At 35.3% G+C, this 24,061-nt stretch carries 30 protein-coding genes; 11 read left to right on the top strand and 19 right to left on the bottom strand.

The genetic code is table 11. The annotated features are described in order from the left end of the window. Nucleotides 1-4 precede the first annotated feature (4 nt). From ACIQ7T_RS05145 to ACIQ7T_RS05125, 5 genes are all read right to left on the bottom strand, one after another. Nucleotides 5-319 carry a DUF3889 domain-containing protein gene (locus tag ACIQ7T_RS05145; protein WP_402868980.1) on the bottom strand — a complete coding sequence of 105 codons (315 nt, stop codon included), beginning with the start codon at nt 317-319 and terminating at the stop codon, nt 5-7. A gap of 111 nt (nt 320-430) precedes the next feature. Beyond that, on the bottom strand, nt 431-574 hold the full coding sequence (locus ACIQ7T_RS05140) for a hypothetical protein (protein ID WP_323656514.1): 144 nt from the start codon (nt 572-574) through the stop codon (nt 431-433). A gap of 22 nt (nt 575-596) precedes the next feature. Beyond that, nucleotides 597-833 (bottom strand): hypothetical protein, encoded by a 237-nt coding sequence (locus ACIQ7T_RS05135; protein ID WP_402868978.1) that lies wholly within the window; start codon nt 831-833, stop codon nt 597-599. Nucleotides 834-1,087: 254 nt separating this feature from the next. Continuing rightward, nucleotides 1,088-1,708: a tyrosine-type recombinase/integrase gene (locus ACIQ7T_RS05130; protein ID WP_402869223.1), complete on the bottom strand. Its 621-nt coding sequence runs from the start codon at nt 1,706-1,708 to the stop codon at nt 1,088-1,090. 619 nt (nt 1,709-2,327) lie between these two features. After that, on the bottom strand, nt 2,328-2,717 hold the full coding sequence (locus ACIQ7T_RS05125; protein WP_370077398.1) for a hypothetical protein: 390 nt from the start codon (nt 2,715-2,717) through the stop codon (nt 2,328-2,330). 115 nt (nt 2,718-2,832) lie between these two features. Between ACIQ7T_RS05125 and ACIQ7T_RS05120 the strand changes: the two genes are divergently transcribed. Both ACIQ7T_RS05120 and ACIQ7T_RS05115 read left to right on the top strand, forming a co-directional pair. Next, complete coding sequence (locus tag ACIQ7T_RS05120; RefSeq protein ID WP_370077397.1) at nt 2,833-3,345, top strand: matrixin family metalloprotease; 513 nt, start codon at nt 2,833-2,835, stop codon at nt 3,343-3,345. Nucleotides 3,346-3,360: 15 nt separating this feature from the next. Next, nucleotides 3,361-3,984: a hypothetical protein gene (locus ACIQ7T_RS05115; protein WP_370077396.1), complete on the top strand. Its 624-nt coding sequence runs from the start codon at nt 3,361-3,363 to the stop codon at nt 3,982-3,984. Nucleotides 3,985-4,096: 112 nt separating this feature from the next. Here ACIQ7T_RS05115 and ACIQ7T_RS05110 read toward each other — a convergent pair whose 3' ends face one another. From ACIQ7T_RS05110 to coaW, 4 genes are all read right to left on the bottom strand, one after another. Next, nucleotides 4,097-4,765: an ATP-dependent DNA ligase gene (locus ACIQ7T_RS05110; RefSeq protein ID WP_370077672.1), complete on the bottom strand. Its 669-nt coding sequence runs from the start codon at nt 4,763-4,765 to the stop codon at nt 4,097-4,099. Then, nucleotides 4,747-4,980: an ATP-dependent DNA ligase gene (locus tag ACIQ7T_RS05105; protein WP_370077395.1), complete on the bottom strand. Its 234-nt coding sequence runs from the start codon at nt 4,978-4,980 to the stop codon at nt 4,747-4,749. The genes ACIQ7T_RS05110 and ACIQ7T_RS05105 overlap by 19 nt, the downstream gene beginning before the upstream one ends. Before the next feature lie 115 nt (nt 4,981-5,095). Next, the gene (locus ACIQ7T_RS05100) at nt 5,096-5,398 is read right to left on the bottom strand and encodes a hypothetical protein (RefSeq protein ID WP_370077670.1); all 303 of its coding nucleotides are present in this window, start codon (nt 5,396-5,398) and stop codon (nt 5,096-5,098) included. An 84-nt stretch (nt 5,399-5,482) separates the two neighbouring features. Next, nucleotides 5,483-6,319, bottom strand: a complete 837-nt coding sequence (gene coaW / locus ACIQ7T_RS05095; RefSeq protein ID WP_370077394.1) for a type II pantothenate kinase — start codon at nt 6,317-6,319, stop codon at nt 5,483-5,485. 780 nt (nt 6,320-7,099) lie between these two features. On the opposite strand from coaW, the gene ACIQ7T_RS05090 reads away from it, so the two are divergent. Further along, nucleotides 7,100-7,921: a squalene/phytoene synthase family protein gene (locus ACIQ7T_RS05090; RefSeq protein ID WP_402868975.1), complete on the top strand. Its 822-nt coding sequence runs from the start codon at nt 7,100-7,102 to the stop codon at nt 7,919-7,921. 60 nt (nt 7,922-7,981) lie between these two features. Here the strand turns inward: ACIQ7T_RS05090 and ACIQ7T_RS05085 are convergent, their stop codons facing one another. Further along, nucleotides 7,982-8,470, bottom strand: coding sequence for a metal-dependent hydrolase (locus tag ACIQ7T_RS05085; RefSeq protein ID WP_370077392.1), 489 nt, complete (start codon nt 8,468-8,470; stop codon nt 7,982-7,984). A gap of 209 nt (nt 8,471-8,679) precedes the next feature. Between ACIQ7T_RS05085 and ACIQ7T_RS05080 the strand changes: the two genes are divergently transcribed. Beyond that, nucleotides 8,680-9,924 carry a ferredoxin reductase family protein gene (locus ACIQ7T_RS05080; RefSeq protein WP_402868972.1) on the top strand — a complete coding sequence of 415 codons (1,245 nt, stop codon included), beginning with the start codon at nt 8,680-8,682 and terminating at the stop codon, nt 9,922-9,924. A 164-nt stretch (nt 9,925-10,088) separates the two neighbouring features. Then, nucleotides 10,089-10,715 carry a nitroreductase family protein gene (locus tag ACIQ7T_RS05075; protein WP_370077390.1) on the top strand — a complete coding sequence of 209 codons (627 nt, stop codon included), beginning with the start codon at nt 10,089-10,091 and terminating at the stop codon, nt 10,713-10,715. Nucleotides 10,716-10,928: 213 nt separating this feature from the next. On the opposite strand, the gene ACIQ7T_RS05070 is transcribed toward ACIQ7T_RS05075, so the two are convergent. From ACIQ7T_RS05070 to ACIQ7T_RS05050, 5 genes are all read right to left on the bottom strand, one after another. Then, entirely contained in the window at nt 10,929-11,036 is a 108-nt protein-coding gene (locus ACIQ7T_RS05070; RefSeq protein ID WP_370077389.1) for a putative holin-like toxin, read from the bottom strand. A gap of 173 nt (nt 11,037-11,209) precedes the next feature. After that, complete coding sequence (locus ACIQ7T_RS05065) at nt 11,210-11,437, bottom strand: YdbC family protein (protein ID WP_370077388.1); 228 nt, start codon at nt 11,435-11,437, stop codon at nt 11,210-11,212. Nucleotides 11,438-11,584: 147 nt separating this feature from the next. Further along, the gene (locus tag ACIQ7T_RS05060) at nt 11,585-12,586 is read right to left on the bottom strand and encodes an HNH endonuclease (RefSeq protein ID WP_370077387.1); all 1,002 of its coding nucleotides are present in this window, start codon (nt 12,584-12,586) and stop codon (nt 11,585-11,587) included. Nucleotides 12,587-12,597: 11 nt separating this feature from the next. Continuing rightward, nucleotides 12,598-12,921, bottom strand: a complete 324-nt coding sequence (locus ACIQ7T_RS05055; RefSeq protein ID WP_402868969.1) for a pyrophosphohydrolase domain-containing protein — start codon at nt 12,919-12,921, stop codon at nt 12,598-12,600. A gap of 26 nt (nt 12,922-12,947) precedes the next feature. After that, nucleotides 12,948-13,634: an NERD domain-containing protein gene (locus tag ACIQ7T_RS05050; RefSeq protein WP_370077386.1), complete on the bottom strand. Its 687-nt coding sequence runs from the start codon at nt 13,632-13,634 to the stop codon at nt 12,948-12,950. Between the two features lie 395 nt (nt 13,635-14,029). Between ACIQ7T_RS05050 and ACIQ7T_RS05045 the strand changes: the two genes are divergently transcribed. After that, nucleotides 14,030-14,521 carry a hypothetical protein gene (locus ACIQ7T_RS05045; protein WP_370077385.1) on the top strand — a complete coding sequence of 164 codons (492 nt, stop codon included), beginning with the start codon at nt 14,030-14,032 and terminating at the stop codon, nt 14,519-14,521. A gap of 58 nt (nt 14,522-14,579) precedes the next feature. Here the strand turns inward: ACIQ7T_RS05045 and ACIQ7T_RS05040 are convergent, their stop codons facing one another. Next, nucleotides 14,580-15,659 carry a DUF1835 domain-containing protein gene (locus tag ACIQ7T_RS05040; RefSeq protein ID WP_402868967.1) on the bottom strand — a complete coding sequence of 360 codons (1,080 nt, stop codon included), beginning with the start codon at nt 15,657-15,659 and terminating at the stop codon, nt 14,580-14,582. A 189-nt stretch (nt 15,660-15,848) separates the two neighbouring features. Here ACIQ7T_RS05040 and ACIQ7T_RS05035 point away from each other — a divergent pair, with 189 nt between their 5' ends. Further along, the gene (locus ACIQ7T_RS05035) at nt 15,849-17,018 is read left to right on the top strand and encodes a pyridoxal-phosphate-dependent aminotransferase family protein (RefSeq protein WP_402868965.1); all 1,170 of its coding nucleotides are present in this window, start codon (nt 15,849-15,851) and stop codon (nt 17,016-17,018) included. Nucleotides 17,019-17,255: 237 nt separating this feature from the next. Beyond that, nucleotides 17,256-17,447 carry a hypothetical protein gene (locus ACIQ7T_RS05030; protein ID WP_049666523.1) on the top strand — a complete coding sequence of 64 codons (192 nt, stop codon included), beginning with the start codon at nt 17,256-17,258 and terminating at the stop codon, nt 17,445-17,447. 71 nt (nt 17,448-17,518) lie between these two features. Here ACIQ7T_RS05030 and ACIQ7T_RS05025 read toward each other — a convergent pair whose 3' ends face one another. Next, nucleotides 17,519-18,859 carry a D-serine ammonia-lyase gene (locus tag ACIQ7T_RS05025; protein ID WP_402868963.1) on the bottom strand — a complete coding sequence of 447 codons (1,341 nt, stop codon included), beginning with the start codon at nt 18,857-18,859 and terminating at the stop codon, nt 17,519-17,521. Further along, nucleotides 18,849-19,322, bottom strand: a complete 474-nt coding sequence (locus ACIQ7T_RS05020) for a YaiI/YqxD family protein (protein ID WP_370077381.1) — start codon at nt 19,320-19,322, stop codon at nt 18,849-18,851. The genes ACIQ7T_RS05025 and ACIQ7T_RS05020 overlap by 11 nt, the downstream gene beginning before the upstream one ends. A gap of 188 nt (nt 19,323-19,510) precedes the next feature. On the opposite strand from ACIQ7T_RS05020, the gene gdhA reads away from it, so the two are divergent. The 3 genes from gdhA to ACIQ7T_RS05005 all read left to right on the top strand — a co-directional run bounded on the left by gdhA (nt 19,511) and on the right by ACIQ7T_RS05005 (nt 22,578). Continuing rightward, on the top strand, nt 19,511-20,884 hold the full coding sequence (gene gdhA, locus ACIQ7T_RS05015) for an NADP-specific glutamate dehydrogenase (protein ID WP_402868962.1): 1,374 nt from the start codon (nt 19,511-19,513) through the stop codon (nt 20,882-20,884). 186 nt (nt 20,885-21,070) lie between these two features. After that, nucleotides 21,071-21,757 carry a phosphoribosylaminoimidazolesuccinocarboxamide synthase gene (locus ACIQ7T_RS05010; protein ID WP_402868960.1) on the top strand — a complete coding sequence of 229 codons (687 nt, stop codon included), beginning with the start codon at nt 21,071-21,073 and terminating at the stop codon, nt 21,755-21,757. Between the two features lie 170 nt (nt 21,758-21,927). Further along, the gene (locus ACIQ7T_RS05005) at nt 21,928-22,578 is read left to right on the top strand and encodes a YIP1 family protein (RefSeq protein ID WP_370077378.1); all 651 of its coding nucleotides are present in this window, start codon (nt 21,928-21,930) and stop codon (nt 22,576-22,578) included. Between the two features lie 42 nt (nt 22,579-22,620). Here ACIQ7T_RS05005 and ACIQ7T_RS05000 read toward each other — a convergent pair whose 3' ends face one another. Beyond that, a complete protein-coding gene (locus ACIQ7T_RS05000; RefSeq protein ID WP_370077377.1) occupies nt 22,621-23,823 on the bottom strand; it encodes an NAD(P)-dependent malic enzyme in 1,203 nt (400 codons plus the stop codon). Between the last annotated feature and the right edge of the window lie 238 nt (nt 23,824-24,061).

The raw sequence follows: 24,061 nt of genomic DNA, 5'->3' as shown, positions 1-24,061 counted from the left end.
TATTTTATGGAGTGGTTTCTTGGAATTCAATTTTCACTACTTTATTTGTATTGGTTACATATTTGATTCGAACATGTACACCGAATTCCTTGTCACTTTGTTTTAGCCAAAGTTTAAATTTTTCAATAGTGGAGTCTTCAACAACCTCGCTTCCCTCATGCAAATAATCGAGGATTTTTGCTTGAGGGTACTTTGCATGTGTCTCTTTTATCGCTACTTTTCCCCATTGAGCATGAGCTGGTATCCCCTGTTGAGCATAAGTAATTGTTGGGGTGTTTATGAATGCAGCAAACAATACAAGAAAAATGCCAAGTTTCACACAAAATTTCCACAAGTTAATCAACCTTTCATATTCTTTTGGTATAAAGTAGCCAAAACTGCAAAAAATAAGTGCTCCTTAAGTATTCTCAACCTTAAGGAGCAGTTTTTGTTATTTTTTACTGGATTGTTTTGGTTGTTGAGGATTGTTATGAATTACTTGATTAAATTCTGCTGAATATTCTTCACGATCATTTCTTTTATGTGTATCTTCTTTCTTTTTCTTTTTAAAGCTCGTTTTATTCTTCTTTGCCATTATTTAAGCCTCCATACTTTGGTTATTTGTTTTTGTTGGACTGCTGATTTTTCTTATGGTTCGTTTTATTATCTTTATTTTTTGCTTTCGCATCAAATTCTGCAGCGAATTCTTCATTGAGATTGTCATTCGGGTTATTGTTATTACTATTTGATTTATCGAGGTCTATTTTTTTGTAGGTATCAAAGGGATTATGCGTTCTAACATTCATTGTTTTATTGTTGTTTTTGTTGTTTTCATTGGTGTTTCTATTGGCCACGGATCTTCACCTCCTACATGTAATGTGCTCAGGATAGAAGGTTTTATGCTTTGGGGATTACTACAGACATTGCTAAAACTTTTACAGTATAAAAAAATGTACATCACTAATATTAATTAGTAATGTACATTTCATTAACTTCCTAGAAAAAGAAATAAACCCGAAACCTATATATATCAAGGGTTTCGGGTGGTTTAGAGAAGTGGATTATTTGCGTTAATTTATATTTTGTGAACAATCATATTCTCCCTTTTTCACATAAATTGATCATAGGTTTCCTTACGAGCATGATCATAGAGCCTTGCATATAGTTGCGTATGCTGCATTTCCTCATGGCCGAGGAGAACCTGGATGCATGAGAGCGGCATTCCCTTCATAGCTAAATGAGCTGCAAAGGTATGTCGCAATGTGTGGGGGGTAATTTTCATACCTAACTGGTCTCCATACTCGGCTAATTTTTTTTGGACAGTCCTATGGCAGATTGGTCCTTTTCCAGTTGTATTCACGAATACATTGGGCATATCGTCTTCTCTCCCTTTTAGATACCTGGATAGTTGTTCCCCACATTCTCGTGTAAAAAGAACAATTCGAGACTTTTTACGTTTACCTTTTGTAATTACAATTGACCGTTCGGACCAGTTAATGTCTTCCTTTTTCATGGCAGATAATTCACTAATTCGTATGCCTGTAGTATACAAGATTTCAACTACAACTCGATAATACTGGGCATCTTTTGCCAATTCCCTTAAACGGGTCACTTGTTCCATGAAGTCTGACGGACAGCGATTTTGTATCTCCCTGTCCGTTATGCTTTTCTGTCTCTCCTTGCCACTTGTATTCTCAGCCCTCTTAGTGTCTCCTATGGGATTCACCATTTCTTCCACTAAGTAAGTCCTTCTTTGGATTGTCTGCTTCATCGAACAAGTGAAATTCGAGTTTATTCCACACTTCTTCATAGTTCGGTCCTTCCCATGTAAACGGTACTATGACCTCTGCTGACTTCTGATGGTTCAGCTACTTATCGCTAAGTAGGTTACAAAGTGTACTTTGCATTTCCATCAGACCTCCCCGGGTAAGCGTATGCACTTTCACACCATCTATCCGCCTCATTTACTCGATATGACCTTCGACAGAATGGACTTTGTGTTGTTATGCACACTCATCCAATCATACCTAGCCTTATATGAGATTCGTGTTCCTCGGACCGGTGTTTTGCCTCCAGATTCCGCTTCGCCACGGACACCCTTGCTCTTGGCTAACCTCTACTTCTGTCTTCGGGGTTCGGGACTTGCACCCTATAGTTCATACGCATGCCGGGCGCACATAAAAGAGTCTTTAAGACTCTCTCAATAGTTGTGAATATTTAGTTTTGAAAACCTAGTATTTCTTTTATTCAAGTATTTCTTCAATATAAGTTCTTAATTAAAAATGTTTTGGTTTTTCTATCTATGAAGCTTGTTAAGTCGTCATTAAATTGTAATATTTTCCTTTTCGTTATTTATTTGGTAGTATATCAAGTAATTCTTTTGATTCTCCTTTTGATAATTTAGTATATTTCACATCATTTTCTACCAGAATCACTTGTTCATTTGAATTTACATAGATTAAATAATAAGAAGACTTCAATTCCTTATCAGAGTCTATAAAATCAAAAGACATTCTGTACTTTAATAGTCCAAATGATTCTTCACTTTTTTCTTTCCATTTAACTTTATTTAGAATTTTATTTATTATCGAAACTTGATCTTTATCTAGGATTTCTAAACTCTCTTTAAAATCCCCATTTTCATTAGCTATCTCTAAAATAATTTTCTTTGCATCATTAGAACATCCAACACATAAAAAAATCAATGCAAATGAAATAATAATTATTTTTTTTAACACAAAAATCCCCCCCTTCTAATTGTATTTCTTGTTAAATTTTAACATTATTGACTTTTATTCTCAATTTACATTAATATGGTATTGTTGTTATATTATGTAAATAGGAGATGATTGTATGAAGAGGAAATTTTCGTTTTTAGCTTTATGTTTTGGAATCTTTTTTTGTTTTCAAGTACCTGAAGGACAAGCTTATGAATTAAATAGCAAAAAATTTAGTAATCCAAAAGATGCATTTTATTGGATAGACCCTACTTTTGATAGTTACAAATTAGGTGGTGAAGTTAAAAGTGGAATTTTAGCGTGGAATGCGCTCCCTGAAATCAATTTTACAAAAAAAGTAGCTACTGCATCTGGTGTAGAAGCAAGTGTTGAATACTTGGATAAATATAATGGAGATACTTATGGTCAAAGTTTTGGTAGTGGGCGAATCACTATTTATAAAAAATGGCGTGAAGAGTTAAATTCAACTCAAAGAATTGAAACTGTAGTTCATGAAGTTGGTCATGAGGCAGGATTAGGTCACACACAAGAAAAAAATGATGAAATAGCAGTTATGAGAAAATTAGGCTTTAATAACAAAGCTTATCCTTTAAAAGATGACAAAGCTGGAATCGCAAAAAAATATTGAAAGGAAGGTTAAAAAATGAAGAAAAATTTTTTCATGATTAGTGCCGGATTAATAGTTTTATTTAGTGGTAGTTTTCTTATTTCAGAAGGATTTTCTATAGAAGATACTAATGAAAATAAAATTATTTCAGAAGATTCTCCTTCAAAGCCTAAAAGAATTGATGGCGAAGCTAAAACGAATGGCTTCATTGATTTGAATGAATTAGCGGAAAAATCACCTATTATTGTTAAAGGAACTAAACTAGAGGATGTGCGAACAGAAGTATTTAAATCTAAAATAGATGAAGCCGTAATTGGTGGATATACAGTTGCAGATTTTGAAATTACTGAAGTTGTAAAAAATGCGACTACCAATGATAAAATTAATCTAGAGCAAACTATTCCTATTGCAGAATTAAATTTTGAATCAGAAGGTACTATTTACAGCGTTAATGGGTATGAAAAAATGAATAAAGGTGATGAATATTTACTATTTCTAACAGACGAACAAGATGAAGTATTTGCTACAAGTGGTGTTACAGTTGGTAAAGTCCCATTGGACTCTAATGAATTAGAAATTTATGAAGAAAACTTAGATGATTCAGAACTGAAATTAATTGAAAGTATTTTTAATGATGCTAGAATAGAATTCAATAACTAAATAAAATATGTTAAATCTTCAATTCATTTAAATAGAGAAAAAGCGTGTTCCAAAACTTTTTTTATAATACGCTTTTTCTCTACTTTTTTAAGTGGTTATTTAATTTTGTATTTTAAAGCTCATTAACTTCAAAATTAAATCCTTTAAATGAAACGATTCTTAATGATCCTGTGCTTGTTTTCTCAAGATACTGTACCTTACAGAATAATCTTGGTTCTAGCCACATTACATCTCGTTCCACGCTACCTATTATCTGTTTAGCTATTTCTCTAAATGCTCTTTTTTCATCAGGTTTAAAGCCAAACTCCACATTCGCAACAGGTCTATAATTACCATTTCTTAATTGCGTACCTACTATCATTGTAAATGGATTTTCTTTATAGCCTAATATAATAGTGTCCATTACTTTAAAGTGTTTATATTTTAACCAACTATGCGAACGATGCTTAGCTTTGTAGGTAGAATTGCTTCGCTTTCCTACGATACCTTCCATACCCTTTTCTTTGGTCAACTGAAAGATATCATTACCGTTACCCATAACTGAAGGTGTAATCAACAAATTATTTGAAGGTGCAATTATCGATGAAAGCATTTCTTTCCGTTCTGCCAATGGTTTATTCATAACGGATTTATCAGTCGATAATATGTCGAATGCGATAAACGTAGTAGGATGAGTTATCGCAGCTTGTTCAATTTTTTCTTTATTAGAAAGTCTACCTCGATATGCAAAATCATCAAATACAGATACCCCATTTCGTAAAACTACACCTTCACAATCAATGATTGCTTCATGTTCCTGAATTGATTGTCCTGCAGCTTGTAATTAGCAGTTACATTATTTCCATGACGAGTATACGCTTCTATTCGATCATTTTGTTTATGCAAAAGGATGCGCCAACCATCCCATTTTATATCGTAAATCCATTCAGGATCATCCATTATTTCATTATTGTTACCCATCGAGAGCAACATAGGTTTTATTGGAGTAAACAACATTGTATCATCTCCTTATCTATAATTATCTCATGATTGAACGTTCAAAAACATAAGAAATACAAGGTACTTATGGTAATTAAAAAAAGAGAGTCAACAAGACTCTCTCAATTTGATTCTATTTGTTTAATATTGCTCTAATTTCAGATAATGACTGATCACGAACCAATTTACCATTTACGAATACATCTTCTAATAAATCATCATCGTAGATTGATTCATTGTATAATCCATCAACGTAAGAAATACTTCCGTTTGATTCATAAACTTTAACTTTGCCGCGCAGACTACGTTTAGTTCCATCATCTGTCTTAGGATCTTTGAATAATAACTTTTCTTCACCATTAATAACTGCATAAGTAGCCTTCATTGCAAATCCAAAAGAATCTCGTGTATTGTATTGGAATGTATAAGAACCGATACCATAAACTACATTTGTTGATGCAAATCCTTTAGCTTCTAATCGCTCACAAATTTCTCAAAAGAGCGTTAATCTACATTATAGTTAGACAATTGTATATTCAGTTATATTTAATAATGCACCGACTGCACCTGAAAAACCGTGGTCATTTATAAAGACTGGTGTATGTTTTTTCGTACGTGTGTAATTGGCAATAACACGTGTAAGTTGATCGTTATTACTTAAAGTTGAACCGATATAAACGATATGTTGAGCATTTTTTTCTTCAGCATATTGAATACTAAGTGTTGTAATAACCTCACCTACAAGCCCTTGTACAGTTGCAATAATATCTTCTTTTGGATGTTTGACAGATTCAGTAATACCAACTTTCCCAAAATTACTAGCTGTCAATTGCCCATCAATAGGTGTGTCCATCCCTTGATAAATATCCTTTACTAGTAAATCAATTTCTTCTCGATTACCTTTAGTGGCCAGTTCTCTTATTTCATTATAATCCGTGATGCCAGTTGTAAGCGCTGACAATCCAATCAATGTTCCACCACCTACACCTGTTCCACCAACACGAATATGCGTATTATCTTCCATATAATGAATTGAAGTACCAGTACCAATATTAGTAATCATACTTCTTTCGAAGAAGTAGCCCTCTTTATGCAATAAAAATCGGACGCCCTTCAATGTGGCTTCAAACTCTACTATATAATGAATCGATTTCATTGTTTTGATGACATCCAGTAATTGTTCTGTACGCCCTCCCGTAACACCAATATCCTCAATATCTGGATGATTAATAATCCAATTCTGCACTGCTAGCAAATCATTTGACGGGAAAGTTATTAAAACGAGCTCATTATGCTCATCTAAATAAGCAACTTTTGTCAATGTTCCGCCTGCGTCAATACCTATAGCCTTTGGCATACCATTCTCCTTTGACTTTACGTACAATCTCTATTTCAGATGGTGAGATATATACTAGATTTTGCTTGTATTCAAGAGGCGTTTAAAAGCCAGTTGAATAACGTTCATGCCTCCACAAATGTCACGGATTTTGCAAGGAGTTATTGTGCCAAAATCCGATGTATTGTATTTCAATACCGAAAGCAAATCAACACAAATGTCTTCTGCGCGAAAGCGAAGCGTCAGCAGCAAATGTTTTCTGTGCGAAAGCGAAGCGTCAGCAGCAAATGTTTTCTGTGCGAAAGCGCAGCGGCAGCAACAAATGTCTTCTGCGCGAAAGCGAAGCGTCAGCAGCAATTACTCGAAAAGTGAAGTTGTATCTCTGTCCTTCCTAAACTTTAACGCTGTTGAAATAAATGTGCAATAACTTAGCAAACTTTCATGAAAAAAAGACGAAAAATATCAATTTTTTTCTATTAATCACACGATTTTCGTCGCATTTTTATAACTTTAACATTATTCTACTATAAAAACACAAAAGAAGTGAAAATGCAATGATACTCGATGCATCATCGATTCTAGCAAGTGGGTGTCGTTAAAAATTAAAAGTTGGGCGATAATTGCTGAAAGTGTTCCGATAAATGTCATGTGAAATTGCAACCCGATTATCTCCCCTCTCTTTGTCTTAATCTTTACCAATTGAAAATAGTTGAATATAAATTGAACAATCTGTTTTATCTTTCATCACTTTTACGATACGATATACTATAGATGTGTTACCATTTGAACGGAGGAATACAAGTGAAAGATCAAAAAAAACTTTATAAAGAAGCGATGCAGGTTTTAAAGGAAACTAGTCGCACTTTTTATATACCGATTACTTTTTTAAAAAATGATTTAAAATTGTCTGTGGCAGCCGCATATTTAGCAATGCGTGCTATAGACGAAATTGAGGATCATGAAAACCTATCTAATGACGTGAAATTCGATTTACTTAATGCAACAAGCGAGTTATTAAAGGAATCATTTAATGCTGAAGCTTATGAAACATTATTAGCGCCATATGCAGATCAGCTACCTGAAGTATCTCTTCGTTTAGCAGATTGGCTAACGTTTTGTCCTGAAGGCTCACGTAAAATTGTCCAAGCTTCAACAAGTGAAATGGCGTTTGGGATGGCAAAATGGGCAAAAGCAAACTGGCAGGTGCATACGCGAGAGGATTTAGATGATTATACATACTACGTTGCAGGGCTTGTTGGGACAATGCTGTCCGAGCTTTGGGCGTGGGGTGCTGACATTCAAACAGATCGCGATTTAGCTATTGGCTATGGCCGCGGTCTCCAAGCAGTCAATATTTTACGCAATCAGCATGAGGATATGGATGAGCGCGGAGTAAGTTTCGTTCCTGATGGTTGGACTCGTGAAGATTTATTTGCATATGCGGAGGAAAATCTCGCAAAAGCTGATCTTTATATGAAAGATATTAATAAACGTACGGTATTATTATTCTGTCGTTTACCACTTGCATTAGCCCATAAAACATTGAAGGCCATGCAAGAAGGTCGTGAAAAAATGTCACGAGCAGAAGTAGAACAAACAGTCGAAGAAGTACAGGCTGACTAAAACTTTCACCATTTAAAAACAGCCTCAGTATGAGAAACTCTCATCCTGGGGCTGTTTTAGTTATACGGACTGGACTAGATTAACAATCATTTCATAACTAAAAAAGACTGAAAGCATCGTTAACAACATAAACACTACCTTTTCAGCTTTACTGCCCGTTTTTGTAGTAATGGGTAGACGTACTGAGATGGATACTGGGAAGAACAGCTTAACACCCTTCTTCGTCCCCATATCAAGGAAAATATGACTTGCCATCCCTAATAAAATACCTAGCGAAATGGATTCGTAAGGTATAAATGTATGTAGTAGCATCCAAATCAAAAATAAAAAAAGCAAACTATGTGTAAAGGAACGATGTCCAAACAGCGAATTCACAGTTTTTGATATGATGGGAAACTTCCTCCCGATTTTGCTGCCTCCATGGCAAATATCTGGAAGTAATGCACCGATAACGCCCGCCCCTACTAAAACAAGCGGATTATCATTAGAAATTTGTGCAAAAGCAAGACTTGCAGTGATGCCCCCGATAATATGTGTATTCCCTTGCATTATTTACTTCTGCTCCTTATATCTCTATATTTTTAACCTTCTTAATTTAACACACCTCAGCGCAAAAGGGAACATATATTCCGAACGTATAATCCCTTTTTTATTGACGAAATTAACTTTCATATCAAATTAAAAATATCAGAAACATTTCAGGTTCTTATTGTATATATAGGATACTTAGAGATAAAAATGAATAGTGGAGGTTATTTATGAAATCTATCAAAGGAATTTTGTTTATCATACTAATAATGAGTAGTAGTGCTTTACTGTGGTATTTTGCTACACCTATAGAGCCTATCCAGGCAGTTAACAGGCTCAGCCACATCATTGGAGGCATGGCCATCACAGGCTTCTTTCTTGTCTTTTTGTTAGCAACAAGAATGAAAATTTTTGAACGTTGGTTTCATGGACTAGAAAATGTTTATTTTTATCATAAATATTTAGCAATACTTTCACTAGTATTAGTGGTTATTCATGGTCAATTACAAGGTCTGGTCCCCCACTGGGATAAAGTACAAAGAACTTCACTCAGCGAATTTGCGAAAGAACTAGGATCACTTGGGCAATATGGTTTCATAGCGCTAATTGTAATTGCGCTTTTTGCTAAATTTCTAAAATATGAGCACTGGCGGATCTTTCATCGGTTAATGCTTATCCCTTATACATTTGGAATTTATCATGCCTATTTTTCAAGCAGATACGATTTATTACAGCCTACACCTTTAGGAATTTTTACAGCAATAACTGCAACTATTGGATTTATGTCAGCATTATATATGCTGACGATGTATCAGGATATGTTTTTTAAATATAAAGGCAACATTACGGGGATTAAAAAATTGGGCTCCAATGTAATTGAACTGGAGCTAACACTTGATAAAAAATTACCATTTCGTCATGGACAATTTATTTTTATCAAGATTTTGCAAGATGGCATAGAAAAGGCGCCTCATCCCTTTTCAATTTCAGGTGGCGATGGAAAAATATTATTTGTCACTATAAAGGCGATTGGTGATTTCACAAAAAAAGTATATGATTCAGTTCAGCTGAATACACCAGTTACACTTGATGGTCCTTATGGTCATTTAAACTTTGAAAACGGAACACAACAACAAGTTTGGATAGCTGGTGGTATAGGCATTACTCCATTTTTATCTTATTTGCAATCACAGCCCGTAAATCGTGATATTGAGTTATTTTACACTTATCATGGTCAAAATGATGCTATCTATAAAGATTTTTTACAGGAGTATGCAGAAACTAATCAACAATTCAAAGTGAACTTTATTGATACTACCCAAATGGACAGGCTTTCATTTAAAAATTTTGCAGTGCCCCCGCAAACAAGTATTTTTATGTGTGGCCCTGAAAAAATGCTAAAACATTTTGCCAAGCAATTGAAATCCCGCAATAAAGATATAAGCGTTGACTTCGAGGCATTTAAATTTAAGTAATAATAATCAATTATGCCTCGGATTATCAATTATGCCTCGGCATAATTCCGCGACATCCGCTGAAAGAAGTTAATCAAAACTCTCTAAGGCGAGCGATTTACTTGGAATTCTAAAAAGAATATCGTATAGTAAAATATCATAAATATAAAGGAGATTTTTTAACGATGACTACAACTAAAAGTTATATAAATAAAGTAATGCACGATCGTAAATCTGTGCGTAAGTATGAGGCAAATTATAAAATTCCTCAATCAGATATAGAGGAATTACTTGTCGAGGCAACAACCGCTCCTTCATCAAGTAATTTACAACCTTGGCGCTTTTTAGTGATCCAAGATGAGGCAGTAAAAAAAGAACTACGTTTAATTGCTAATAACCAGGAGCAAGTAGAAACTGCGTCTGCCATCATTGCGGTATTAGGCGATACAGCAATGTACAATAATGTTGAAGAAGTCTATACAAAAAACTTCGAGCTTGGCTATATGGATGAAGCAACAAAAAACATGATGATCGAAAATTCATTAAAGATTTATTCTAATCTTCCTAAAGAAGTTCTAAAAAATATAGCTACATTTGATGCAGGCTTAATTTCTATGCAAATCATGCTTTTAGCAAAAGAAATGGGCTATGATACGGTTACAATGGGTGGCTTCAATAAAGAGGCTTTTGCGAAGCACTTTGAATTAACAGATAATCTAGTGCCGATCGTCTTAATCGCCATCGGAAAAGCAGCATCACCAGCTTATGGCTCTTCTCGTTTAGCGCTAAATGACATTGCAAAATTCATTTAATCGAGAGAGAAAGACTGTATCAATTACGCTTGGCTTGAAATGCCCACTGAATGAAGAAAAATGTTCTTTTTCGAATAAATATGATACACTATATATAGAATAAAAAAGACTGGATGCGTCAACATCCAGTCAAAGCAACAATCATGCCGCAATCATAGCGGCTGACCAAGTTAAAGTTGTAGCTATCGCCACCTTACTTAGCCGGCAGGGTGGCTATTTCTTTTTATTTTGAGAGACAATAATGCTAACCATCAGTGTCAGTACCGCAATTAGCAAAAGGCTACACTGCACAATCAAACTGAATGCTTCAAATACTGTCATCCGCCTCACCCCCTTTCAAAAGGGAGTTCAGCCGCCACCTGCATTATGAATTGTTGCTATTGTTAGTCTAACAATTTTACGAAATATATTCTATGAAAAATCCTCAGAAAATTTAATATTGCTACTCATTTGCGTAATTATTCTAAAACAACTCTAAAGAATAGTTTTGTACATTAATCTAAGCCTGACAATTTAGCTAATGACTCTTTCAAAAGCTGTAGCTCAGACAGTGACAACGTAACACCCTTCCCCATCTTTGTATGATCCTCCGACCAATCTCTAATATCGTATTTCGGTTCACGACCATTCCAGCTAATTAAATTCAATTCTTTTTTCCAGCCTTTATTGCCTTCCGATAATACCGCAACTGTTTCAACAATTTCGTATTTAACTTCTGCCATATTTATTCCTCCTTATTTTATCTGTAATAAGAACTATATATTGAAATAATAGGATAATCAAACGTGACAACACTTGAAATAATTACACTTCCTAAGAAACGTAAAATCCGTCAGAGTTATTCTATGTTCTTCCATAATAAAATCAAATTAATTTTTTAACTTATGTACCTTCCTCGGCTCCCATAACGTCGTATATCCGTTCATTATTGAGTAATCATATAAATCCACAAGTTTGCTATTTTCATATGTATAAAAATAAGTTGGTTCTCTAACAATTGACACTAAATTATAGTTTCTTTCGAACATGGACTCTAAATAAAATCTAGTTGTGATTTTGTCACTTTTATGCAAGTTACAATCATTACACGCCAACACTAAATTCCATAAATTATCATTTTGAATAAAGCTCCACGGAATGAAGTGATCGACGTGTGTTTTTCGACGATTAGTTGATAAATCACAATTACAATAGAAGCATCGATTTTGTTCAAATTGTGTAAGAACCTTGTAAAATGTTTCTAAAGAACTGCGCTTTGAAATGACTTCTACTTTCGAAAGCAACGCCATTGTACTTGTGACTTCATTCACTTTTTCAAGATATTTGGCTAAATGATAATTTGTTAGATTTATTAAAACCCGCTGGTATTTTTTCATGAATTGATAGACAGGATTGTTGAAACGAAAATGTGCATGTTTGATGTCAAATTCATAGAATACCCCTGCTGTATCTCCGTAAAATGCGCCGATAACGTTCTGCTTACAATCACGCTTCACCTCATTGACGATTTTTAGTTGCAACGAATCTAAAAGCTGATCGAATTGCCATTCTGGAGGGATAGCATTGTCATTAGCATATTTCTGTAAGATGGTTTGGGCACGAGCAGGTTTATTTTTATTAGGTGATTGTGCTAACTTGTGATGAATTACCAGATTCCAATATATATTTGTGAAAGAATAAAATATTTGATCATAACTGAGTACTAACTTCTCGTCTACATTGTATAAATTTTCAAGCAATGCTTTAAAAAACACATATTTATAAGAAGTTGCGACTGATGAACGATAGTAAAAATTATTCAGATGTTGCCAAATCTGATCCTCAGTTACATATTGTTCACGTATTTCACCGACCTTTAAATCATGCGACATACTGCTTCCCCCTACTCCTTCACCTCAATTAAATATATACCTTTCGAAAATCCTCCGCGTTGGCTCTTCTTCTGAGTACGTATTTGTTCTAATTGTTCGTAGGACACGTCGTACATTTGTATAGCTGTATGTACTAATTCTAAAATATCCGCAAGTTCCTCAACGGCCTCTTTTGGTGAGGCTGCCTCTAGAAATTCTAATGCTTCTTCTTGCATTTTCACTTTTATTTCCTCTAAGTGTTCTCCTTGTTCTAATACTCTTATGCTACATGTTTTACCCTTTTCTTCAATTACTTTAGGAATTAAATCACGTACTAATTTATTGTATATTGGCATGCTTATAGTCCCCTTTTAACACACGATTATTTTCCATATTTCTGCTGAATCGTTTGAATATGTTGTTTTTTGATTTCATTAGATACTTGCATTTGAGGTACAAGCTTATTGTAAATTGCTTGAATATCTTCTTGTGAGAAAAACTGTTTTGCAGTTTGCTTTTGCGTTTGGATAAAACGCCTTAAATCCTCTCGTTTTATAACATGTACATTTTGGGAAGTTACTCCCACTTTTTTCAATGTACAGCGTTCGCTAAAGACAATGACTGAATGAATTGCTTCTTTCGGAAGGTCTAAAAAATCTTGAATTGCACGGATATGCGTAGCATTTTGCCGGATCGGATTGAAAAATTTATATTTTTTCTTATTCGGCATCGTTTGTGTCCATTGCTGTTGTGTCTCATTACCAAAAATCCAGCCACTATAGTTTTTTGATTCAATCACATATAGACCAGTTCGATCAATATAAAGCAAATCAATTTCCGTTAATTCATCTGAATTTCTCTTTGGAATATATACATTTAATAATTGTCTATGACTTTGTAAGGCATGCCTCTCAATAATTTTCGATGTTAAGTACTCACCATTTCTCCCTTTATCGAGTTTAACTGCAAAGAAATTATTTTTTGTCAGTTTATAATAGACACTTTTCCGATAATTTTTTTCCATAAGGTAAAAGCTTATCACTATCAATATAAAAATTATAATTAGCATCACTTACTCTCCTCTCTCTTATTTCTTTTACTTCATATAAGCCAAAAATCCTAAAACTATTATACCAATACTTATGAGGATATTTTTAGCATTTTTTACATTAGTGCTCAAATATTCATCAAGATAGTTTCTTGTAGAATTTAAATTTATTTGTAAGCTGTCTTGTTCAAGCACTGATTTTTTGTGACGTCTACAACAATTGGCTACTAGTTTGCCAACCTCTTTTTTTGATCCAACAATCATTTATCAAAAAATGAACATTAATGCAATATTTACATCTATTCAAATAGTGCAAATACATCATTAACATTAAATTCCGGATATAATTAACTGTAGATTTGTGACTTTAGTATTGTTATTATTGTGAAGTATTTTTTTGGAAAGGAGGTTTTTATATGTACGATTCTTCATATTACAATGATTTCGATGATTTAGATTTGGCATTCCTCTTTATTATGTTAATTTGTATTGCATTGATAAGTATCGCAAGCTATGTAATTAATTCACTTATTTATTACCAGGCATCTAAAGCAAATGGCTTTAGCAAACAAGCTTATATTGCTTGGATTCCAATTGCTGGTGTTTATAGCCTTTTCTTATTAACAGCAAAGGGTGATGATGACGCAACAATTCGTTCAGCAGCAATAAAGAATGTTATTATTTACGCTGTATTAACAATTGTTTCATTAATTCCGTATCTGTTTCTGGATATAATTGCTTCAATAGGTCTTCTTGGCTTTATTTTCCACTTCACATATCGCCTCTTCTATCGTTGGACTGGCGGAACTGGGAAAGCTGTACTTTATACGATTTTATCGTTCATCACATTAGGACTATTCTATGCTATTTACGGCTTAATAAAAATGAATAAACCTTTCGTTGCATAATACATATGCAAGTACAAAAACCTCTTTACACTTTTAAAGGTGTAAAGAGGTTTTCTAGTTATTCACGTAATTTTACACTATAGTGTCTCATGGACTTAGGAATACCTTTTAATGCAAGTACCCCACTATAGACTAAAAATCTTATTCTACATTCTAAAAAGAAGACACTAGGAAGCTCTTCTATTAAAGGTAAGAGTTCCGTAATCACTGTCCCTGTCTTGATAAAATCTTTTGTTGCTTGTTCATTATGTAGCCTTTCGATCGTTTCTATAATAAGTGGATCAAAATAATTTTCTGGAACCCCTTTTATTTCATTATTAATCCATAAGCGCAGAATATCGTTAGTTTGCGATAATGTTTCCCATTCATTTTGGAAAATAAGACGGTCCTGGATAGTTAATGGCTTTTTTTCTTCTATGTTGATAAAAAGCTGTGCTAATTGCTGTGAACTAAGATGACTTGTTGCACAATTAGCCTTACTATGTTCTGTTGTATTAATAAGAAAAATCTCATTTGATTTATCTCGCAATAAATAGAGGAAAAAACGAAGCCCACATTGTTCATCGGCATTATTACCATACCAAATATAGATCGGAACATGATTAGAAATATCTTCTATTTCACGCAAAGTATTTATAAACTTATTTTGATAAACATCTTCCTGTCCATCATTAATATTTTCAAATAACCAATTATTTCGGAATGTTTGACCTCTTTTCTCCTCTAGCTTCCACAATGGTCCAATTGAGAAGCAATCAGGGAATCCAATCACATGTTTAGGTGGTGGTAGTGCTACTCTCACTGAACCAGCAGCAGATTCAGAGCTCACAATATGAACTGCCTGCGTTGTTATTCGATGGTCCACAAAACGATGTTTTTGAATACAGTCATTGATAATTTCTACTATGTCGCTTAATTTATGTTGCTCAAGCCAGAACCCACACCCCTCAATTGCTTCACTTTCTTCATGGTTGAATGCTTCAAATTGATCATGATGCTGTAATTCATAAGCCTCCCATTCACTCCTATCTATCAAATCCGATGCGTTCAGATAATGATGTGTTTTAATTCGATAGACAAAAACCATATTTGATTCCAATAAAAAATAAATATATGGATAATTTACTTTCGATTCCATAACTCAGCCCCCTTATATAAAAATTTTACCATATTAAAAAATTGAGAACTATTCGTTGTATTTTCTACTCTCTTACGACACTTGATCTATCAAATTTTGAAAAAGAAGTTAGATAACAGAAAAAATATGCTATATTATAGTTAGAAAATTTCGAATTTCTAATTTTTAATACAAAGGGGTTTGATGATTGTGTATGAAAATATTTTAAGACATCCAGGACCTACGCCAATTCCGAAAAAGGTTCAGCTTGCGATGAGTCGCGATATTATAAGTCATCGAAGCAATGAATTTGTAGAGCTTTACCGTGAAACAATTGAATTAGTAAAACCTGTTTTTGGGACAAAGCAGGATATTTTACTCCTTCCATCAGGTGGTACAGCTGCTTTAGAGGCTGCGGCGGTTAACACTGTCTCTGCTGGTGAAAATGTAGTTGTCATCACTGTTGGAGCATTCGGAGACTATTTCGTTTCGATTTGTGAGAAATACGGCTTTCATGTACATAAGCTTGAAAAAGAATGGGGGCAAGCTTGCACAGCTAAGGAGTTACGAGAATTCTTGCAGCCGTTGAAAGATATTAAAGCTGTTTTTGTCACATACAATGAAACTTCCACTGGTATCTTAAACCCAATTGCTGAATTAGCACAAGTTGTACGTGAGGAAACGGATGCATTATGTATTGTCGATGGTGTAAGTTGCCTAGGTGGAGCTCCTGCAGAAATGGATGCCTGGGGAATCGATATTCTTGTTACTGGATCTCAAAAAGCGATGATGCTACCTCCAGGACTTTCTCTTGTCAGCGTTAGTGATAGAGCTTGGAAAGTTATTGAAGAAAATAATACGCCTTCCTATTATTTAAACTTATTAAGCTATCGTAGCTGGGCAGAAAAAGGGATGACTCCAAACACGCCTACTGTGACACTTATTTCTGGACTGCATGAGGTTTGTAAACTTATAGAGGAAGAAGGAGGCTTTGAACATACAGTTGCCCGCCATGAACTAATGAAAAACATGGTGCGTCATGCTATGAATGCCCTTAATATTGAACTTCTCACTACGGATGAGCATGCTTCTCCGACCATTACAGCGATTATGGCACCAAAAGGGATTGCACTCGGTGACTTCTTGTCGCATTTAAAGCAACAATATCATTTAGATTTCGCTGGAGGACTCGGTCATTTGCAAGGGAAAATTTTCAGATTCGGCCATATGGGTTACTGCTTCCCAAGTGATATTTTACAGGCCGTTTCTTTAATGGAAGCTGCACTTCAAGACTTTGAATATGACTTTGAGCCAGGTGCAGGTGTACGGGCAGCACAGGAAGTATTTTTAACCGCTCAGCGAAAACAATTGCAGTTGTAAAGCTTTAACTAATGGAAAACCTCCAAATCTATGTATGATTTGGAGGTTTTATGATTACATTCACGAGGGCCAGGAGTCGCACAGCTTTCACACCAATTAATATATATCATGGCATAATAAGTCACGGCATGATCGACCGAATAATCTTTTAAAGCCAGAATTATGAATATGAGTGCATTTTCAATAGCTAAAAGTGTTATACTAATAAGCACGTTATAAATTGAGGAGTTAGAAAGAATGAAATATTTTAAACCACAAATGCAGCAACTTGTGAAAGAAAACCGTGAATTACATGATCGCCTAAAAGAGTTAATGTCCGAAATGGATTTGCAAAAAAATTATGCTTTAAAAGCTCTATATCACGCTGAAGTAGCAGACGGTGGACGCTATCAGCAAGATTATCAAGCGTTGGACTATTTATATAAATAACTTTAAAAGTAATAAACGCAAGAATGTTAATTCCAAATAGCATTCTTGCGTTTTCTTATTAACTAACTACCTTAATCATTAGTTCTTGCTACTTGCACTACCTTTGCCATGTATTCCTCACGCATTTCCATCGGCACCATACTTCCACCTGTTGCCCATACAAGATGGGTAGCTTGCTCCATCTTATCAACTAAATCATACTTTTCTAAATAACTTTGACCATTTTTCATTAAATGAATTGGTCCGAACATCCCTGCATGCGCAGATGGCTCTAAAAATAGACCTTCCGATTCCATCGCTAAACCGAGCGACGTAAATAATTCTTCATCTTTCACTGTATAACAACCACTAATATACGTCTCCATTACTTTACCAACGAATTTAGAAGCACGCCCGACTGCTAGACCATCTGCTTCTGTTTTATTGTCTAATCCAATATCTTCTACACTGATCTCATCATGTAAACCTGTCATCAAGCCGATTGTCATACAAGGGGATGCTACGGGCTCAGCGAAGAAGATGTGGGCATGTTCTCCAAAAATTTCACGTATCCCGTACGCAACTCCCCCCGGTCCTCCACCTACACCACATGGTAAATACACGAACAATGGATGGGCAGCATCTACAGTAATATTCGTCTTTTCAAACTGTGCTTTTAAACGCTTCGCCGCTACTGCATAGCCGGCAAATAGGTCCTTCGAATTTTCGTCATCAATAAAATGACACATAGGATCTTGTTCAGCCTCTCGACGACCTTGTTCTACAGCAACGCTATAATCTGCTTCATATTCAATAACTGTCGCACCTTTTTCACGCAGCAATGCTTTTTTCCACTCTTTTGCATCACTCGACATATGTACAACGACATTAAAGCCGAGTTTTTTGCCCATAATGCCGATACTCAATCCTAAATTACCTGTAGAACCTACGGCAATTGTATATTGCTGAAAGAACGATTGAAAGTCCTCTGTTGCCAACACGGCATAACTATCCTCTTTTGTTAGCTTGCCACTAGCGATTGCAAGCCGTTCTGCATGCCTTAATACTTCAAAAATACCACCACGGGCTTTAATAGAGCCGGAAATTGGCAAGGCATGATCGCACTTTAAGATAAATTGACCTGGTATTAAAACATCAAATTCCTTTTCAAGAGCTTTCTTCATGAAAGGTATATCTAGTAAAGATGATTCAATAAGCCCTTTGCTTTCCAAAAGCTCTGGAAATGCTAAAATTAAATAGGAAGAAAAGCGTTTAAGTGTTTCTTCTGCCTCCTCAACTTCCTCTATTGAAAAAAGATTTGTTTGCGCCTTTTTTTCTCGATTTGTATTTTCCCAAAGTACAGTATTATGATTTGCTAACTTATTTAGTCTTGGAAATTGATTAAATAGTTCGTGTTTACGCTCATTTTCCACCTTCAGATTCCTCCATTTTTTGAGTTATAATTGCTCGTTCACAAATTTGTCGAAATTTCAATTCGAACGAAATATTGTTTTCTTGTGTTCGTTTTTTAGGTCCTCTCGTACGTCCCCCAGCACGTCTAATTTTTTGTCCAACATGGCGCATGTCGAGCAAACGTTCGATATTTTCATTAGACATCTCTCGTCCATTTTGATCGATTGGATAACCGCCTCTCGCCAAAACCATAGCTGCTAAACCGTAATCCTGTGTAATGACAATATCGTGTTTTGAAAGCGCATTCACTAGCGTAAAATCAACCGAATCTGGACCTTTCGGGACCATAATTGTTATTACATTATCACGTTCGATACGGTGGGATGTATCGCAAAACAAGATTGTTTCAATCTCAAACTCAGATGATATAGATAGTGCTAAATCCACGACTGGACAGGCATCAGCGTCAATTAAAACCTTCACAATAAAGCATCATTCCTTTCTCATAATTAGATAGATCACTCAAACTCATCATTATTTTGATATAATAAATTCTCACCCCTACTTGTTAAATTTTTCACAAACTTTAGACTGTTGGAAAAAGTATTTTATTGAATAGTGCGAAAAATAGATATACGATACAAATATCAAATAACTGGAGGTTTTTTACTATGACAACTACAACTGTAAGCAACGAACAATTAGCAAAAGAATACGTTGATGGCGTATTCGAGCAACTAAAACAACAAAATAGTTATCAAGCGGAGTTCTTACAAGCAGCTGAAGAAATTTTCATTTCATTAGTGCCTGTATTTGCACAACACCCTGAATATATTAAAGCCAATATCTTATCTCGTATCGTTGAGCCAGATCGTATCATTTCTTTCCGTGTAGCTTGGCAAGATGATAACAATCAAGTTCAAGTAAACCGTGGTTACCGTGTGCAATACAGCAACGTAATGGGACCATACAAAGGCGGTCTTCGCTTCCACCCTTCGGTAAATGAATCAATTATCAAATTCTTAGGCTTTGAACAAATCTTTAAAAATGCTTTAACAGGTCAACCAATCGGTGGTGGTAAAGGTGGTTCAAACTTCGATCCTAAAGGTAAATCAGATTCGGAAATCATGCGTTTCTGTCAAGCATTCATGACTGAATTATACAGCCATATTGGTCCAGATGTCGATGTTCCAGCAGGTGATATCGGTGTTGGCGCTCGTGAAGTAGGTTTTTTATGGGGCCAATATAAGCGTTTAACAAAAGCAAACGAATCTGGTGTATTAACTGGTAAAACTCCTGGCTACGGTGGTTCTTTAGCCCGTAAAGAGGCAACTGGTTATGGTACTGTATATTTTGTAAATGAAATGCTAAAAGATGTCAACGATTCATTCGAAGGTAAAACAGTTGTAGTTTCTGGTTCTGGTAACGTTTCAACATATGCTATTGAAAAAGCACAAGCTTATGGCGCTAAAGTTATTGCTTGCTCTGACTCTTCAGGCTATGTTTACGACCCAGAAGGTTTAGATCTTGATGCAATTAAAGAAATTAAAGAAGTAAAAGGCGATCGTATCTCCACTTACTTAAACTATCGTCCAAATGCTACATTTACAGAAGGCTGCACTGGTATCTGGACGATCCCTTGTGACATCGCGCTTCCATGTGCTACACAAAATGAAATTAATGGCGATTCAGCGCGTACTTTAATCTCTAACGGAGTGAAAGCTATTGGTGAAGGTGCAAACATGCCATCAGATCTTGAAGCAATTAACGAATTCTTAAATGCTGGCGTATTATTTGGTCCTGCTAAAGCTGCTAATGCCGGAGGTGTTGCTGTATCTGCTCTTGAAATGGCGCAAGATTCAAGTCGCGTTTTCTGGTCATTTGAAAAAGTAGATGCTAAATTACATGAAATTATGAAAAACATTTACGCAGACAGTAAAGCAGCTGCCGAAAAATATGGTTACCCTGGGAACCTTGTAGTTGGCGCGAACATCGCTGGCTTCGTTAAAGTTGCTGATGGTATGCTAGCTGAAGGCGTTTATTAACAATAACTTCAGAATCCTTTCAATCCACGTAAGGTGATAACAAACATTCGTTATCACCTTATTTTCCATTAGAAAAGAAGTTAAAAAGCACAAAAAATATCGTTTAAAACGAACATTTTTACTATTAAACATTTAAAACATTCGTGTTATAATAATGAAGTACTACGAAATATTGGAGGGTTTTTTGTGGAATTATTGTATACAGGTAAAACGAAAAATGTGTTTCAATTAGAAGATGGTCATTACTTATTAAAATTTAAAGATGATGTAACTGGAGAGAACGGCGTATTCGACCCAGGTGCTAATACTGTAGGGTTAACAATCGACGGTGCTGGTTTAGCTGGACTTCGCTTAACTTCTTATTTCTACTCAAAACTAAACGAACAAGGTGTTCCTACTCACTACGTTGATGCAAACTTCAACGATGCAACAATGACAGTAAAGCCTGCAACTGTTTTTGGTAAAGGTTTAGAGGTCATTTGCCGCTTCAAGGCAGTAGGCTCTTTCCTACGTCGCTATGGTGCATACGTAAAAGAAGGACAAGACTTAGATTCTTTCGTAGAAGTTACTATCAAAGATGATGATCGACTAGATCCTCCCATTTCTGAAGATGCTTTAGCCATGTTAAACCTGTTAACACACGAAGAATACGCAATTTTAAAGCAACGTACAATTGAAATCGCTAAATTTATTGCTACAGAGCTTGACAAAAAAGGGTTAACACTTTACGATATTAAACTTGAGTTTGGCCGCGATGCTAAAACAAATGAAATTTTATTAATCGATGAAATTTCAGGTGGTAATATGCGTGCTTACAAAGGCGAACAATACATAGAACCATTAGAACTTGAAAAAATTATGTTAGCTGAATAAAAAACCATTCTATTAAAATGCTATGCCTGACTAGATACGAGTAATCAAAAAGAGTCGCTTTCTTGCGGCTCTTTTTGTTGGTAAGATGTTTCTTCGAAACTTTTCATTCGTTCACTCGTATACTAATTATACGCATAATGCATTTATACTATTATTTTGGAGGTAATTTAATGGATGACTTTAATGAAACATCACAAGAAAGGCTAAAGATTAATCCATTTTTGTCTATTTGGTTGCATCCAAAGCAAACAACCCGTTACATGATAGAAGAAAAATCAATAGGTTTTGCTCTTCTTCTTTTGTCAATTGGTTATATTGGTGTTACACTTTCAGACCTTATTGATAAGATATCCGTGATAGACTTTTCTCCTTGGCTTATCTTACTATTTTGTGTTATTGCATCACCGATTTCAGGAATAATCGGTACAGCTTTTGTTGCACTCATCGCTTGGCTATTCGGTAAACTTTTTAAAGGAACAGGTACGTACTCACACTTATTCAAAGGGCTAAGTTTAACGGCTATTCCATCTATAGTCCTTATTCCTTTTTATTTAATTTGGTTATTTACATCACCTGAATCTTTAATGGATCCTAACTTCGCCGGGCCTTACCCTTGGGTTTTTTGGATTGCAATTTTATTATCGATTGTGGTTGCAATTTGGAACCTCATTATTACAGTAGGAATTGTTGCAGAAGCACACCAAATAACCAATTGGAGAGCGTTCTTTACACTCTATATTCCATGCATTATTCTCATTGCCCTCATTATTCTGGTGATTGTTCTCTTTGCAGTTATCGGCATTTTAGCCGGAACAATGTAAAAAATCTCCCCTCTCTCTATGAGAGTGGGAGATTTTTTCACATTAAACTGAAAGCACTGTATTTTGTTGGAATAGCTCCGACACACCAGACTCAACAGCTGCTCCACTTACAGCTTGGGAAACAATTTCAACAACCCGCTCATCTAATGATTTAGGTACAATATATTCCTCCGTTAATTCCTCATCACTTACAAGAGCGGCTATCGCTTCCACTGCAGCTATTTTCATAGCCTCATTAATATCTGTTGCTCGAACATCCAATGCCCCACGGAAAATACCAGGGAAAGCAAGCACATTGTTAATTTGATTTGGATAATCGGAGCGTCCTGTTCCCATAATACGTACACCCCATGCTTTAGCATTTTCATACGTAATTTCAGGATTTGGATTTGCTAGTGCAAACACGACTGGATCATCATTCATTGAAGCAATATGTGCTTCTGTTAATAAATTAGCAACCGATACGCCGATAAAGACATCAGCACCTTTAATGGCATCTTCCAATGTCCCATGTATTTTTCCAGGATTTGTTAAATGTGCCACTGTTTCTTTAATTGGATTCATACCTTCAGCGCGACCTTCATAAATGAGGCCTTTTGTATCGCACATATAAATATTTTTATAGCCCATTTGCACAAGAATACGTAAAATAGCAATACCCGCTGCTCCTGCACCATTAATTACGACCTTCATCGTTGCCACATCTTTCTTCACAATACGATTGGCATTAATCATCCCTGCACCTACTACAATCGCCGTTCCATGCTGATCATCATGGAATACGGGAATATCACATTCTTGGCGCAGACGATCTTCAATTTCAAAGCATCTTGGGGCTGAAATATCTTCTAAATTTACAGCACCAAAAGTAGGAGCAAGCGCCTTCACAATGCTGACGATTTCATCCGTATTCTTCGTATCTAAACAAATAGGAAAAGCATCAACATTGGCAAAACGCTTTAATAAAATAGCCTTCCCCTCCATTACTGGTAATGCTGCCTTCGGACCAATATCCCCTAACCCTAATACCGCCGTTCCATCTGAAACAACTGCCACCATGTTACCTTTCATTGTATAGTCGTAAACAAGTGATGGATTTCTCTCAATCTCTACACAAGGCGCAGCTACCCCTGGCGAATACGCAAGACTTAAATCATATGAATCTTGCACAGGCACCTTAGAAATCACCTCTAATTTCCCGCTATAATACTCGTGCATTTCTAAAGCCTTTTTCATAATGTCCATTCAATCCCATCCTTTTCTTTTCAAATTATTATATATTTCAGAATCATAATACTTTGTGAAAGTAAAGTCAACGAATTTTCTGTCAATTTTAGTTTTTCATCTAAATAGCGCTATCTATTCTCATCTCCGCTAATTTTATGCTTTGTTCTTAACTTCACAATCAATTATTATAATATAATATTCGCATCGATTAGCTTTATTAAAAATGTACAAATACCGCCATTAAGCCTGTTCAACT

Source organism: Lysinibacillus sp. NPDC096212 (assembly GCF_044763105.1).
Lineage (GTDB): Bacteria > Bacillota > Bacilli > Bacillales_A > Planococcaceae > Lysinibacillus.
Note: the sequence above shows the minus strand (reverse complement) of the source record. Positions and strands in the feature narration are given on the sequence as shown.

Bases quoted from the DNA above. Each gene is read 5' to 3' on its own strand.
- ACIQ7T_RS05140 (WP_323656514.1), bottom strand. From the start codon at position 574: ATGGCAAAGAAGAATAAAACGAGCTTTAAAAAGAAAAAGAAAGAAGAT.
- ACIQ7T_RS05115 (WP_370077396.1), top strand. From the start codon at position 3,361: ATGAAGAAAAATTTTTTCATGATTAGTGCCGGATTAATAGTTTTATTT.
- ACIQ7T_RS05065 (WP_370077388.1), bottom strand. From the start codon at position 11,437: ATGGCAGAAGTTAAATACGAAATTGTTGAAACAGTTGCGGTATTATCG.
- coaW (WP_370077394.1), bottom strand. From the start codon at position 6,319: ATGCCAAAGGCTATAGGTATTGACGCAGGCGGAACATTGACAAAAGTT.
- ACIQ7T_RS05060 (WP_370077387.1), bottom strand. From the start codon at position 12,586: ATGTCGCATGATTTAAAGGTCGGTGAAATACGTGAACAATATGTAACT.
- ACIQ7T_RS05080 (WP_402868972.1), top strand. From the start codon at position 8,680: ATGAAATCTATCAAAGGAATTTTGTTTATCATACTAATAATGAGTAGT.
- ACIQ7T_RS05040 (WP_402868967.1), bottom strand. From the start codon at position 15,659: ATGGAATCGAAAGTAAATTATCCATATATTTATTTTTTATTGGAATCA.
- ACIQ7T_RS05105 (WP_370077395.1), bottom strand. From the start codon at position 4,980: ATGTTGTTTACTCCAATAAAACCTATGTTGCTCTCGATGGGTAACAAT.
- ACIQ7T_RS05070 (WP_370077389.1), bottom strand. From the start codon at position 11,036: ATGACAGTATTTGAAGCATTCAGTTTGATTGTGCAGTGTAGCCTTTTG.
- ACIQ7T_RS05050 (WP_370077386.1), bottom strand. From the start codon at position 13,634: ATGCTAATTATAATTTTTATATTGATAGTGATAAGCTTTTACCTTATG.
- ACIQ7T_RS05085 (WP_370077392.1), bottom strand. From the start codon at position 8,470: ATGCAAGGGAATACACATATTATCGGGGGCATCACTGCAAGTCTTGCT.
- ACIQ7T_RS05055 (WP_402868969.1), bottom strand. From the start codon at position 12,921: ATGCCAATATACAATAAATTAGTACGTGATTTAATTCCTAAAGTAATT.
- gdhA (WP_402868962.1), top strand. From the start codon at position 19,511: ATGACAACTACAACTGTAAGCAACGAACAATTAGCAAAAGAATACGTT.
- ACIQ7T_RS05120 (WP_370077397.1), top strand. From the start codon at position 2,833: ATGAAGAGGAAATTTTCGTTTTTAGCTTTATGTTTTGGAATCTTTTTT.
- ACIQ7T_RS05045 (WP_370077385.1), top strand. From the start codon at position 14,030: ATGTACGATTCTTCATATTACAATGATTTCGATGATTTAGATTTGGCA.
- ACIQ7T_RS05000 (WP_370077377.1), bottom strand. From the start codon at position 23,823: ATGGACATTATGAAAAAGGCTTTAGAAATGCACGAGTATTATAGCGGG.
- ACIQ7T_RS05030 (WP_049666523.1), top strand. From the start codon at position 17,256: ATGAAATATTTTAAACCACAAATGCAGCAACTTGTGAAAGAAAACCGT.
- ACIQ7T_RS05005 (WP_370077378.1), top strand. From the start codon at position 21,928: ATGGATGACTTTAATGAAACATCACAAGAAAGGCTAAAGATTAATCCA.
- ACIQ7T_RS05130 (WP_402869223.1), bottom strand. From the start codon at position 1,708: ATGGTGAATCCCATAGGAGACACTAAGAGGGCTGAGAATACAAGTGGC.
- ACIQ7T_RS05075 (WP_370077390.1), top strand. From the start codon at position 10,089: ATGACTACAACTAAAAGTTATATAAATAAAGTAATGCACGATCGTAAA.